The organism is Ruegeria sp. SAZD013, from assembly GCF_059612525.1.
Window position 1 is genome coordinate 1 of sequence record NZ_JBXWQT010000021.1, and the last position, 12801, is coordinate 12801.

A 12801-nucleotide genomic window follows, 5' to 3' on the forward strand; every position below is an offset into this window, starting at 1 on the left:
ATCATGTTCTTGACGTAGTCGGCGTGGCCGGGGCAGTCGACATGCGCATAGTGGCGCGCGTCGGTCTCGTATTCCACATGCGCGGTCGAGATGGTGATGCCGCGGGCTTTCTCTTCCGGCGCGCCGTCAATCTGGTCATACGCCTTGAAGTCACCAAAATACTTGGTGATCGCTGCGGTCAGCGTCGTCTTGCCGTGGTCAACATGCCCAATCGTGCCGATGTTGACGTGCGGTTTTGTACGCTCAAACTTTTCCTTTGCCATTCCTCAGGCGCCCTTTTGCGATTTGGGGGACCCTTGGTCCCGGGTTACTATCTGCGCGCGCGAGATATTTGGTTCAAAGGGGAAAATCAAGCACATCCTGAGGGAAATGCGGTTATCCCGCCGGATTTTGCGTAACCTCGGTGGAATCGAGGGGCTGGATCAGGTCTGGCCGTTTTTCGAACCAGCCATTCTCTTCATGTTCTTCAGCCAGCCACTCTTCGACCCGGTCGGCTACTTTCAGTGACAGACCGGCCATCTGTTCGTTTTTGGTACGCTCGTGCCCCGACCCTTTCAGCGCACTGCCTCCGGTCGTGTCTTCCAGCACCTGGAACTGCTTTCCCTTTGCCAGAAACTTTTCTTTCTTCACGTCATAAACGTTGACCAGCACAATCGCAGTGCTTTTGGGATTGTAGATGATCGGGATTCCCGGGGGCGCCAGCATGTAGCCTTCCAGGCTGATTCCGATGTCATATTCCTGCGTACCTTCATAACGGCCCAGACGAATATCGACTGCATTCTGGATGGCCTTCGTCCATTCGTCGGGTGTTGCATCGCGGGATACTGGCCCTTGCACGGCCTTGTCAGCGAACGCGTAGTTGACCCGCAGCTTGAATTCACCCAGCGATTCAGGCGGTTCATAAACCTGCGTCTGCGTGCATGCGGCCATCAGGGCCAATCCGGTGATTAGGGTCAGAATGCGCAACATGTCTCTCTGTCTCGATAGGCCTGTTTTTATTGGGTGTAGCGCACCGATACGGGTTGTGCCAAGCCGTATCGGTGGATTTCTACCGCAACCGGGGTCGGATCACGAAAACTTATAGTCCCGCGGGAAGCCGTAAGGCGCTTTTTTCCCTACGCTGGCGCGCTTGGACAGCCATTGGGACATATCTGCCTCATGCCGGGTCTTGTCGCCTCCCATGGACCATTTCAGGCCCTCCTCCCAGTTGAAGGTGGTGATGTCAGACAGACCGCCGTCCAGCTCAAGCGTTCCCTGCCGCCCGCGTGCCATATTGTATTTTTGCAGGCGCACGCCCTTGCCGCGAGTCATTTCGGGCAATTCTTCTGTCGGGAAGACAAGGAACTTGCCGTTCTGGGACACGATTGCAACGTGGTCGCCCTCGACCGGTTTGCAGATCACTGCTGTTTCGTCGACCTTGACGTTCAGCACCTGCTTGCCGTTTCGCGTCTGGGCCAGCACGTCATCTTCGGGCACCATGAACCCGTTGCCCGCATCCGAGGCCACCAGCAGCTTGCGCCCCGGTTTGTGGATCAGGATATCGATGATCCGTGCCTCGTTCGGCAAATCGACCATGAGGCGCAGGGGTTCGCCCATGCCCCGCCCGCCGGGCAGGTTGGCCGCGCTGACTGTATAGAACCGCCCGTTCGAAGCGAAGACCAGCAACCGATCGGTCGTTTCCGCATGGAAGATAAAGCGCGGCCCATCGCCATCCTTGAACTTCAATTCACGGGTCAGGTCGATATGACCGGTCATGGCGCGAATCCAACCCATCTGAGAGCAGACGACCGTGATCGGTTCGCGGTCGATCATCGCCTCAAGCGGCACCTCTTCGACCTCACCCGCTTCGGCGAACCGCGTGCGGCGCGCGCCGCCTTCGTAATCTTTGCCGAAGGTCTTTTTCGTCTCTTTCAACTGCTCGGAAATCTTGGCCCATTGCAGGCCTTCGTCGGCCAACAGGTCTTCGAGGTTGGCACGTTCCAGCATCAACTCATCGCGTTCTCGAACCAGCTCCATCTCTTCCAGACGGCGCAGGCTGCGCAGGCGCATGTTGAGGATCGCGTCAACCTGAACCTCGGACAACTCGCCCTCGCCCGGTTTGGGTGAGACATAGTCGGCCTCGCTGGTGGCGCGGATGTGGTCGATCCCCCAATCCTCGCGCATCAGCGCGGCTTTGGGGTCTTCGTCGTAGCGGATGATGTCTATCACACGGTCGAGGTTCAGGAAGGCAACGATAAAGCCCTCCAACACTTCCAGCCGGTGGTCGATCTTGGCCATGCGGTGGCGCGAGCGGCGGATCAGCACCTCTTGCCGGTGATCAAGGAAAGCGCGCAGCACTTCCTTCATCGAGCAGACTTTGGGCGTCACCCCGTCGATCAGCACGTTCATGTTCAGGCTGAACCGCACCTCGAGGTCCGAGTTGCGATAAAGCATGCCCATCAGCACCTCAGGGTCCACATTCTTGGAGCGCGGCTCGAGGATCAGGCGGATGTCATCGGCGGATTCGTCCCGCACATCGGCAAGGATCGGGATTTTCTTGGTCTGGATCAGTTCCGCGATCTTTTCGATCAGCTTGGACTTTTGAACCTGATAAGGAATCTCGGTGACGATGATCTGCCACTGTCCGCGCCCCAAGTCCTCGACCTCGTACTTGCAGCGCAAACGGAACGAACCGCGCCCGGTGCGATAGGCTTGCGCGATATTCTCGGGTGGCTCGACAATCACGCCACCGGTCGGGAAGTCAGGGCCGGGCACGTAGTTCAGCAACGTGTCGTCGCGCGCGTCCGGTGTCTTGATCAGATGCAGACAGGCGTCGCAGAGTTCCGAGATGTTGTGCGGCGGGATATTCGTCGCCATCCCCACCGCGATACCACTTGCGCCATTGGCCAGCAGGTTCGGGAACTGTGCGGGCAGGACGACCGGTTCGGTCAGGGTGCCGTCGTAATTGTCGCGGAAATCAACGGCGTCTTCGTTCAACCCTTCCAGCAGCGCCTCGGCCACGATGGTCATCCGCGCTTCGGTATAGCGCGAGGCCGCCGGGTTATCGCCGTCGATATTGCCGAAATTGCCCTGCCCGTCGACCAGCGGATAGCGGACGTTGAAATCCTGTGCCAGACGCGCCATCGCGTCATAGATCGCGGCGTCGCCATGCGGGTGATAGTTGCCCATCACGTCGCCGGAAATCTTGGCAGACTTCCGGAAACCTCCGGTTGCACTGAGTCGCAACTCTCTCATCGCATAGAGGATTCGGCGGTGAACCGGCTTCAACCCGTCCCGCGCATCGGGCAGCGCCCGGTGCATGATAGTGGACAGTGCATAGGTCAGATACCGCTCACCAATCGCGCGGCGCAGCGGTTCAGCTACCTCGCCCCCACCTGCAGGGGCCTCCATGTTGGGGTCATCGATCGTATCGTTCATATATGATGTGATACGACGCAAGTGCGCCCTGGTAAAGCGAGCAGCACATAAATTGCTGGGGAAAAGTCGTGCTTTTTGCAACAGGGGGAGACACCGTGTTGTTTTCCCCCATTTTTCGACTCGTCACCCAAAATATGCTAAGATCTCATCAATTGATTTGCTGCCATTTGTTGATGTTACGATTGCTTTGGGGGATGCGCCATGACGCGCCTGATACTTGTTACCTTTGCCGCGCTCGGCTGGACCTTTTACGTGATGAGCGGCGGCCCCGATTTTGAACCGCGCGGCGTACGCCCTGCCAAACCGGAACGCGTGGTTGTCGTGGCCGAACCGGCTGCCCCGGTCGTTGAACCTGCACCTGTCGAAGATTTGGTCACCCGGGCCGCCGTCAAACCCGCTCTGGCGGATCCACCTGTTGCCGAGGCGGTAACCCAGTTGGGCGAGACCGAAACAAAGGCCCTCCTCTCGCAGGTCGCGGCTGGCTTGAAGGCCAATCCTTCGTTGTTCCAGGACGAAAGCGTGACACTGACCCTGGCGTCACTGGAACAGGGTGTGACCGCACTGGAGCAGGTGATCACCGACGCTGAGTTGCCCGTCGTCGAACTGCCCACGCCTGCCGAGGCCCAGACCGACATCCGCGAAATTTCGGGCACCCGGGTTAATCTGCGCGATGGCCCCGGCACGATCTATCCCATCATCGGCAAGGCCGCGCTTGGCCAACGGGTCGAGGTCCTGAGTGACTCCGGCACCGGCTGGCTGCGCCTGCGCGTGTTGCCCGCGCAACAGGTTGGGTGGATTTCAGCATCACTTGTCCGGAAAACATCAAACTGACGCCCGGACGTCATTGCCCTGCCGCAAACCCCACCCTAGCTTTTGGCGGGGTTCAACTTCGGAAGGCACATGCAGAAATCGATTCTTATTACGGGATGCTCGTCGGGCATTGGGCTGGACGCAGCACACGGAATGCGTGCACGAGGCTGGCGTGTGTTTGCATCCTGCCGACAGCAGCGCGACTGTGATCGCCTGCGCGCGCAAGGGTTTGAAAGCCCAAGAATCGACTATACTGACCAAGACACCATTTCCTCGGGATTGTCATACGTACTTGAAGCAACGGGCGGTACGCTGGACGCGCTGTTCAACAACGGCGCGCATGGACTGCCTGGTGCGGTTGAAGACGTCCCGACAGACGCTCTGCGCCATATCTTTGAAACAAATGTCTTTGGATGGCACGAGCTGACCCGACAGGTTATTCCCGTCATGCGCGAGCAGGGCCACGGCCGGATCGTGCAATGTTCCTCGGTACTGGGCCTTGTCGCCTTCCCCTGGCGCGGCGCATATGTCGCCACCAAATACGCCATCGAAGGACTGACCGACACCTTGCGGCTGGAGCTGCGGGATACCGGCATTCAGGTCGTTTTGATCGAGCCCGGCCCGATCACCTCGAAGCTCAGGGAAAAGGCAATCCCGGTGTTCGAAAAGTACATCGACTGGGAGAACTCGGCCCTGCGGGAAAAATACGAAGGTTCGCTGCTGAAGCGGTTATACGAAAACAGTGCACCGGACCGGTTCGAACTGCCCGCCTCCGCCGTCACCGACAAGCTGGCCCATGCGGTCGAGGCGCGCCGCCCCAAACCACGCTACTATGTAACCACCCCGACATATGTCGCAGGGGTTCTGCGCCGGATTCTGCCAACAAAAGCCACGGACCGCATCCTTTCGGATATCTGAGACGTTATTTCCCGTTCGCTTTTCGGTGCCTTGACGCTAGATGGGTGATAATCGAAAAAACCGGACGGTGACTTTAAATGGACCCTTTAATGGTCATTCTGCTTCTGGCCATGGCGGCGGTTGTCGTTGTGTTAGCCCTGGGCATCGCGAATTTCGGCAAAGGCGGCATGGAAGCAGCTAAGAAAAGCAACAAGATGATGCGCCTGCGCATCCTCTTTCAGTTCATCGCCGTTATTTTAATCGTGATTTACGTCTATCTACGCGGGCAAGGAGTACAGTAATGGTTGTACTGAACAAAATCTACACACGCACCGGCGACGATGGCAAAACCGCACTGGGAAATGGCGAGCGTGTGGCAAAGTATTCGGGACGCGTTGCCGCCTACGGAACAGTGGACGAGTTGAATTCTTTTGTTGGCGTGGCCCGCACCGAGGCTGAAGGCGAAGTCGATGCCGCCCTGTCGCGGATTCAGAACGACCTGTTTGATCTTGGTGCAGATTTTTGCCGCCCTGAAATGGAGAAGGATGCCGAAGCGGACTATCCACCGCTGCGAATCGTATCCGCTCAGATCGACCGGCTGGAAGCCGAAATTGACATCATGAACGAAACATTGGAACCGCTGCGCAGCTTTATCCTGCCGGGGGGGGCGCGGCTGGCCGCGCATTTGCACGTGTGCCGCACCGTATCGCGTCGCGCCGAGCGATTGGCAGTCGAGTTGACAAATATGGAACCGGTTAACGATGTGGCCGTCAAATACCTCAACCGGCTAAGTGACTGGTTTTTCGTCGCGGCCCGTTGCGCAAACAACGATGGCAAGGACGACGTGCTGTGGGTTCCTGGCGCGAACCGCTGAATATTTCCCAGAAAATAGGCACAATGCGGGCAACAATCTTGCGTGCCTCAAGGTAAAAAACTGCAAAACGCGACGTCCCGACGCGACGACGTGACGATTTTGCTCTGTTTTGCGGGTGCAGCAGACGTTATCAAGTCCGACGAGAGCATTGGTGGAGTCGCCTTCGCGGCTTGCCGTTTTTTTGAGGAGAAAGCGCTACAATGAAGGTACTGGTACCTGTCAAACGCGTGATTGACTACAATGTGAAGGTCCGCGTGAAAGCGGACGGTAGCGGTGTTGATCTCGCCAATGTCAAAATGTCGATGAACCCGTTCGACGAGATTGCGGTTGAAGAGGCCATTCGCCTGAAAGAGGCTGGCAAGGCAGACGAAGTTGTTGCCGTTTCGATTGGTGTGAAGCAGGCGCAGGAGACGCTGCGGACCGCGCTGGCCATGGGGGCTGATCGCGCGATTCTGGTTGTTGCGACGGATGATGTGCACACCGATATCGAGCCGCTGGCGGTTGCCAAGATCCTGGCCAAAGTGGTCGAGGAAGAGCAGCCCGGCATCGTTCTGGCGGGCAAGCAGGCGATCGACAACGACATGAACGCCACCGGCCAGATGCTGTCGGCCCTGTTGGGCTGGTCGCAGGGCACCTTTGCCTCGGAACTGGATATCGAAGGCGACAGCGCCAAGATCACCCGCGAGGTGGATGGCGGGTTGCAGACCATCAGCGTTAAGATGCCGACCATCGTGACCGTTGACCTGCGCCTGAACGAGCCGCGTTATGCGTCGCTGCCCAACATCATGAAGGCGAAGAAAAAGCCGCTGGACGAGAAAACTGCCGCCGATTACGGCGTCGACGTCACGCCGCGCCTGGAAATCGTCAAGACCGAAGAACCGCCGGCACGGGCCGCAGGTATCATCGTTGGCTCGGTGGATGAGCTGGTTTCGAAACTCAAAGAAGCGGGGGCTGTGTAATGGCTGTACTTCTGCTTGCCGAAGTCAACAATGGCGAACTGGCGCTGGACGCCACCGCCAAGGCCGTCAACGCCGCCAGGGCGCTGGGTGACGTGACCGTTCTGGCCGCAGGTGGCTCGGCCGCCGCTGCCGGCGAGGCTGCCGCCAAGATCGACGGCGTGTCCAAGGTGCTGGTGGCCGAAGACGCGTCGCTGGGTCATCGCCTGGCGGAATCGACCGCCGCGCTGATCGTGGGTCTGGCCGATGGGTACGAGCATATCGTGGCCCCCGCGACCACCGACGCCAAGAACGTGATGCCGCGCGTCGCAGCCCTGCTGGACGTGATGGTGATCTCGGATGCCTCGGGCGTGGTTGACGGCTCGACGTTTGAGCGCCCGATCTATGCGGGCAATGCGATCCAGACCGTGAAGTCGAACGACGCCAAGAAGGTCGTCACCATCCGCACCGCGTCCTTCGATGCGGCGGGGACCGGCGGCTCGGCTGCGGTCGAGACCATCTCGGTCGGCGACAATCCCGGCCTGTCGTCGTGGGTCGAAGACAAGGTGGCTGCAAGCGACCGGCCAGAACTGACCTCGGCAGGCGTTGTTGTCTCGGGCGGCCGTGGTGTCGGCTCGCAAGACGACTTCAAGCTGATCGAAGCTCTGGCTGACAAGCTGGGTGCAGCGGTTGGCGCATCGCGCGCCGCTGTGGACTCGGGCTATGCCCCGAACGACTGGCAGGTGGGTCAGACCGGCAAGGTTGTTGCGCCTGATCTGTATGTCGCGGTCGGAATCTCGGGCGCAATCCAGCACCTTGCGGGCATGAAGGATTCAAAGGTCATCGTTGCGATCAACAAGGACGAAGAAGCACCGATCTTCCAGGTCGCCGACTTCGGACTGGTCGCCGACCTGTTCCAGGCGGTCCCGGAACTGACCGAAAAACTCGGCTGAACACAGCCCGGGATCTTAGCCCCACAATCACCAAAGGCCCGCCACCAAGCGGGCCTTTTTCAATTCAATCCCCTCAAAGCCGCCTCAAGCTTCAAGGCAATCACTCTATGCGCAGAGGGGCCGAGCATATGCTCGGCCACAGGCTGTTGCAGCGTCCCGAACAACACGTCCTCGATCTCGTCTGACAAGGAGGACACACTGACCGAGCATTCCACGACATCGGCACATAGCGGTCGAACCTGTTCGATCATGTCAGCGTCGGGCAGGACAAGGTCGCGATGCCGGTCTTCCTGTCGCTGTATATGCAGCCAGAGAAGAACAACCCCCGGCTTGATCCGGCGTATCAGCTCGGATGTGTTGCGCAACCAAGTCTCTCGCAACTCCTGTGCCACAACCTCAAAGCGCGCGTCCTTTATGACACGCAACCGTTCCAGCAAATGCCTGACAAAGTGGATTTCCGTGAAATCGACCTCGGGATAAAAGTCCAGCAGGTCGCACGAGGGTTCAAGAAACCGATCATTCCGACGCGGATGCACGCGATAAAACCTGTTCGACTGGTAAGGCACGTCCAGCACTTGCAGCACACAAAGGTCCGATCCGTTGACAAGATTTAAGACCCCCGGATCAGCAAGCAGTGCCTCAGCCCCGCAAAAAAGACTGCCAAAATTGATACAAGGCTGCGGCAATCTTTTTGCAAGCAATGCCGGGTATGGATATTCCACGAACCGGCCAAACGTCTCTTCTCCCCCCAGACAGGCCACATAGGGCGTCTCAAGATTTCCGGGCGGTGCCCGAAACCAAAGGTTTGATCCTGCATATTGGCACGCGGCCTCTGTGCTGTCGCTGACCCGATGAAAGCTCATACCAAGCCCCCCACATTTTCACCCAAATGCCAATTTGCGGCCTTAGGTATTGAGAATCTCCTAATGCGCGCATTTGAAGCAAAATTGACCGGTTCGATCCCCTTGCCGCCTGCCCCGGTCTGCCGATACTGTCCCGGTATCCTCCAGGGCAAAGGCAGCTGAACATGGAAGTTAAATCGGTCGGGGTGATTGGCGCGGGTCAGATGGGCAACGGCATTGCTCATGTTCTGGCTTTGGCGGAATACGATGTCTTGCTGAATGATGTCAGTCAGGATGCGTTAAACAGCGCAATGGCCACGATCGAAGGCAACATGGCGCGTCAGGCATCACGCGGCAAGATCACTGACGATGCGATGCAGGCGGCCCTGAAGCGTATTACAACCACCCTTGAATTGCCGCAGCTGGGACAGACCGATCTGGTGATCGAAGCTGCGACCGAGCGGGAAACGGTCAAACAGGCCATTTTCGAAGATCTGCAGCCACACCTCCTGCCGCATACGATCCTGACGTCGAATACGTCGTCCATTTCCATCACGCGTCTGGCCAGCCGTACCGACCGACCCGAACGTTTCATGGGTTTTCACTTCATGAACCCGGTTCCGATCATGCAATTGGTGGAACTGATCCGCGGTATCGCAACGGATGAGGAAACCTTCAAAGCCTGCAAAGCGGTGGTGGACCGGTTGGGCAAAACGGCTGCCAGCGCCGAAGATTTCCCGGCTTTCATTGTCAACCGCATTCTGATGCCGATGATCAACGAAGCCGTTTATACGCTGTATGAAGGTGTCGGAAGCGTCCAGTCCATCGACCAATCGATGAAGCTGGGCGCGAATCACCCTATGGGGCCTTTGGAATTGGCGGATTTCATCGGGCTGGACACCTGTCTGGCCATCATGAACGTCTTGCATGATGGTCTGGCTGATACCAAGTATCGCCCCTGCCCACTTTTAACGAAATACGTCGAGGCCGGATGGCTGGGGCGCAAGACGCAGCGCGGTTTCTATGATTATCGCGGCGAGGTGCCGGTTCCGACACGTTAACAAAACCGCCCTTGCCAAGCACGGTGTCGGTCAGATGAAGACACGGATCAGGATTGGCCTGACTTGCCCAGCGACATTGTATGGTTTCTGAGCCAGGTCATGAAACCACGCGGGTCACGCTCCAACTGTTCCATGTCCTGATCCGAGATCGGATCGCCGATGACTGGCGATTGCGGTTTTTTGCACGAGCGGACGATTTCATGCAGCAGCAAGCCTTGCCGCAGGATCGGCGACAGTTTGTTGGCGATCTGGTACCATCGCGAGTTGCTGCCGGGAAAGAAAATAGGCACCACGCGCGCGCCTGAACGGCGGATCATTTTTGCGGTGAACACATTCCACTCGCGCTCGACTGCGGGGCCAAACCAGTCATCCGATGACATGACGACACCGGACGGGAACAGCGCCACGACGCCGCCGTCCTTCAGATGGTCCATCGCCTTGCCACGCATTTCCAGCATCTTGGCCTGCGCCTCGGGGTCATGCGGAAATGGAACCGGGATCATGAAAGATGTCGCGGCCTCATCCAGACCCGTCAGGACCGAGCGGGTCAGAATGCGATAATCACTGCGGACCCGCCCGATCAACTCGGCCAGAATCATACCATCCACCATTCCGTGGGGGTGGTTGGCAACGACAACCACAGGGCCGGTTTTTGGAATACGGGCGATCTGCTCTAGCGGCGTGGTCAGGTCGATCCCCATCACCTCAAGCGCGCCACCCCAGAACCGCTGCCCACGATAAAATTCGTTCTTTTTCTCGAATTTGTTGACCATCCGCAGAATGGTCAGCTTGCCCGTGCACCATTCGATGGCGCGAATGGCCGTTGAAGTCCAGGCGTCATCGAACGAGTTTGCATAGGTCAGAGTTCTACGGTCGTAGATCTCGCCCTGATCTGCGGTCCCATCCACCACCGGGCTTGTCTTGGTCTCGTGCGTCGTTTCCGCCAATTCCTGGTCTTCCCGTTCTTCCTGTCCCGGCAAGGGCAGCTTAGAACCCCTCTCCGAACTTGTCGTTCACAAGCGCTTCCAGAGCTTCTGCCAATGCTTCAGCATCCGGCCCGGAGGTCTCGACGTCAATAGTTGTTCCGCGAGAGGCTGCCAACATCAAAAGGCCCATAATACTGTCACCTGACGCAGAAATTCCGTCCTTCGACACCTCGGCATGCGCGTCGAAACCTTCCACAACCTCGACCAGTTTTGCCGAGGCGCGGGCATGCAGACCTTTTTCATTGATAATTTTCAGGCTTCGGGTGGTCATATTCATCAATCCGGTTTTAGTCCAAAGTCACATTTTGCGCATTGATGTATTTCCGTCCAGCTTCCATTGCCTGGCGGACAGCATCACCAACGGGTAAGTGGCGGCTTTTGGCCAATTTAATGAGCATTGGCAGGTTTGCCCCATACAATATCCGCCGATCCTGAGGCGCACAGGCCCGCAGGCTGAGATTTGAAGGGCTGCCACCGAACAGGTCGGTTACAACGACAACACCGTCGCCCATATCCACTTCGTCAGCCGCACGACAGATTTCCGCCTGTTTTTCATCCCTATCGTGGTCGGGTTCGATCGCAATGGCCACAAGGCCGGGCTGCGGTCCGACCACATGCTGTGTGGCGGCCAGGTATTCCTGGGCCAAACCGCCATGCGCAACGATCACTATTCCGATCAATCCGACCTCACACTCAACGACCGACGTTCCATCTCGCGATGTCTAATTGCCACCTGCTGCCCGTCCTCTGCAAGGGCCTTTGCAACAGCTTCTGCCATTGCGACGGATCTGTGTTGCCCACCCGTGCATCCAAAAGCCACCGACAGATGTGCTTTTCCTTCGGCCCGAAAGGCCGGCAGCAACAAAGTAAGCAAATCCATAACACGTTCAAGAAAGGGTGCGTAATTCATATCCGATTGAACAAAGCGCGCAACGTCCGAGTGCCGCCCGTCCGCCGCCCGCAACTCGGGGCGCCAATACGGGTTTGCCAGAAACCGGCAATCAAAGACCATGTCCAGCCCGCGCGGAAGGCCCCGCTTGTACGAAAACGACTCGATTGAAACTGCCAGATGTCGCCCCCCTTGGGGCGCAAACCAGTTTTCAACTTCTTCCCGCAGCTGATGCACGTTCAGATGGCTTGTATCGATCAGGGTATCTGCAATCTCGCGTATGGGGGCCAGCAGCTCTTTTTCACGCTGAACGCCGGTCTCAGGGCTGGCATTCTTGGCAACGGGGTGCCGCCTGCGGGTTTCCGAAAACCGGCGCACCAACACGTCGTCGCTGCAATCCAGATACAGAACGGTCAAATCCACCCGCGCCATGCGACCCAGGCTTTCGGCCAGTTCGATAAACCCGATTGTCGAGAAATCGCGATTGCGGGCGTCAATGCCCAGCGCCATTGGGCGGTCGCTGTCCGCACTGTCCAGCAGGCGCAGCAACAGGCCCATCGGCAAGTTGTCGATAGCCTCAAAGCCCAGGTCTTCCAGGACATGAATGGCTGTGGATCTTCCGGCCCCTGATGGGCCTGTAACCAACACGATCCGCCGTTGCTCTGTCATTTGTTCGGCCATTCCGGGTGTACACGCCCATATTTCAGAAGCTGCATCAACGCTGCGGCCAAGTTGGGCACGCCTGCCCCGCGAAGCAAGGGAACAGTTTGCCCCAGCAGCACGATTGTCGCCTCGGCAGGCAACCTCTGCGGCTCGTTTTGATCCAGGTCCATAACATAGTCCAAGGGGACCGGTCCGAATGCATCCGCTTTGATCAAACCAATGTGACGGGCCTCGATCAAACCCTGTATCTGCGGCACGGCGGCGGCAATGACCTGATGGCCCCGCCTTGACAGTTCGACCCGATCATCCGCAACCAGCCCTGCCCCATAGGTCATCATCTGCAATGCCAATGCCGATTTTCCCGCGCCCGAGGCACCGACAATCAACAGCCCGCGCCCGGCCACTGTTATACATGAGGCATGAACACAAGCGCTGTCCCGGTCTTTGGCGTCTGACAGAGAACTTGCTTGCATG

16 protein-coding genes are annotated in these 12801 nt (G+C 58.1%); 7 read left to right on the forward strand and 9 right to left on the reverse strand.

All coding sequences use genetic code 11. From position 1 onward, the window contains the following. The 3 genes from AC2FLU_RS11555 to AC2FLU_RS11565 form a co-directional block, all read right to left on the reverse strand. Positions 1–263: GTP-binding protein (locus AC2FLU_RS11555; RefSeq protein WP_496808223.1), on the reverse strand; the 263-nt coding region annotated here is incomplete at its 3' end. A 112-nt stretch (positions 264–375) separates the two neighbouring features. Next, positions 376–969 (reverse strand): hypothetical protein, encoded by a 594-nt coding sequence (locus AC2FLU_RS11560; protein WP_480473846.1) that lies wholly within the window; start codon positions 967–969, stop codon positions 376–378. A gap of 99 nt (positions 970–1068) precedes the next feature. Continuing rightward, positions 1069–3417 (reverse strand): DNA topoisomerase IV subunit A, encoded by a 2349-nt coding sequence (locus AC2FLU_RS11565; RefSeq protein ID WP_496808222.1) that lies wholly within the window; start codon positions 3415–3417, stop codon positions 1069–1071. A 201-nt stretch (positions 3418–3618) separates the two neighbouring features. On the opposite strand from AC2FLU_RS11565, the gene AC2FLU_RS11570 reads away from it, so the two are divergent. From AC2FLU_RS11570 to AC2FLU_RS11595, 6 genes are all read left to right on the forward strand, one after another. Next, positions 3619–4248, forward strand: coding sequence for an SH3 domain-containing protein (locus AC2FLU_RS11570; RefSeq protein ID WP_480623486.1), 630 nt, complete (start codon positions 3619–3621; stop codon positions 4246–4248). A 69-nt stretch (positions 4249–4317) separates the two neighbouring features. Continuing rightward, positions 4318–5145 (forward strand): SDR family NAD(P)-dependent oxidoreductase, encoded by an 828-nt coding sequence (locus AC2FLU_RS11575; protein ID WP_480519504.1) that lies wholly within the window; start codon positions 4318–4320, stop codon positions 5143–5145. A 77-nt stretch (positions 5146–5222) separates the two neighbouring features. Continuing rightward, positions 5223–5426, forward strand: a complete 204-nt coding sequence (locus AC2FLU_RS11580; protein ID WP_480494604.1) for a twin transmembrane helix small protein — start codon at positions 5223–5225, stop codon at positions 5424–5426. Further along, positions 5426–5998 carry a cob(I)yrinic acid a,c-diamide adenosyltransferase gene (locus AC2FLU_RS11585; RefSeq protein WP_480473851.1) on the forward strand — a complete coding sequence of 191 codons (573 nt, stop codon included), beginning with the start codon at positions 5426–5428 and terminating at the stop codon, positions 5996–5998. The genes AC2FLU_RS11580 and AC2FLU_RS11585 overlap by 1 nt, the downstream gene beginning before the upstream one ends. 200 nt (positions 5999–6198) lie before the next feature. Beyond that, complete coding sequence (locus tag AC2FLU_RS11590; protein WP_267364208.1) at positions 6199–6957, forward strand: electron transfer flavoprotein subunit beta/FixA family protein; 759 nt, start codon at positions 6199–6201, stop codon at positions 6955–6957. Next, the gene (locus tag AC2FLU_RS11595) at positions 6957–7886 is read left to right on the forward strand and encodes an electron transfer flavoprotein subunit alpha/FixB family protein (RefSeq protein WP_480556008.1); all 930 of its coding nucleotides are present in this window, start codon (positions 6957–6959) and stop codon (positions 7884–7886) included. The genes AC2FLU_RS11590 and AC2FLU_RS11595 overlap by 1 nt, the downstream gene beginning before the upstream one ends. 59 nt (positions 7887–7945) lie before the next feature. Here the strand turns inward: AC2FLU_RS11595 and AC2FLU_RS11600 are convergent, their stop codons facing one another. Continuing rightward, the gene (locus AC2FLU_RS11600; protein WP_496808221.1) at positions 7946–8749 is read right to left on the reverse strand and encodes a DUF6473 family protein; all 804 of its coding nucleotides are present in this window, start codon (positions 8747–8749) and stop codon (positions 7946–7948) included. A 164-nt stretch (positions 8750–8913) separates the two neighbouring features. Between AC2FLU_RS11600 and AC2FLU_RS11605 the strand changes: the two genes are divergently transcribed. Beyond that, entirely contained in the window at positions 8914–9789 is an 876-nt protein-coding gene (locus AC2FLU_RS11605; protein WP_209506328.1) for a 3-hydroxybutyryl-CoA dehydrogenase, read from the forward strand. A gap of 47 nt (positions 9790–9836) precedes the next feature. On the opposite strand, the gene AC2FLU_RS11610 is transcribed toward AC2FLU_RS11605, so the two are convergent. From AC2FLU_RS11610 to AC2FLU_RS11630, 5 genes are read right to left on the reverse strand one after another with little or no spacing between them, the layout of a single operon-like run. Continuing rightward, positions 9837–10736: a lysophospholipid acyltransferase family protein gene (locus tag AC2FLU_RS11610; protein ID WP_480473853.1), complete on the reverse strand. Its 900-nt coding sequence runs from the start codon at positions 10734–10736 to the stop codon at positions 9837–9839. Between the two features lie 40 nt (positions 10737–10776). Beyond that, positions 10777–11046, reverse strand: a complete 270-nt coding sequence (locus AC2FLU_RS11615) for an HPr family phosphocarrier protein (RefSeq protein WP_209506323.1) — start codon at positions 11044–11046, stop codon at positions 10777–10779. Positions 11047–11062: 16 nt separating this feature from the next. Further along, the gene (locus AC2FLU_RS11620) at positions 11063–11455 is read right to left on the reverse strand and encodes a PTS sugar transporter subunit IIA (protein ID WP_209506320.1); all 393 of its coding nucleotides are present in this window, start codon (positions 11453–11455) and stop codon (positions 11063–11065) included. Further along, complete coding sequence (rapZ, locus tag AC2FLU_RS11625) at positions 11452–12333, reverse strand: RNase adapter RapZ (RefSeq protein ID WP_480473854.1); 882 nt, start codon at positions 12331–12333, stop codon at positions 11452–11454. Before rapZ ends, AC2FLU_RS11620 begins: the two co-directional genes overlap by 4 nt. Further along, positions 12330–12800, reverse strand: a complete 471-nt coding sequence (locus AC2FLU_RS11630; RefSeq protein WP_480607892.1) for an HPr kinase/phosphorylase — start codon at positions 12798–12800, stop codon at positions 12330–12332. Before AC2FLU_RS11630 ends, rapZ begins: the two co-directional genes overlap by 4 nt. Position 12801: the final 1 nt, after the last annotated feature.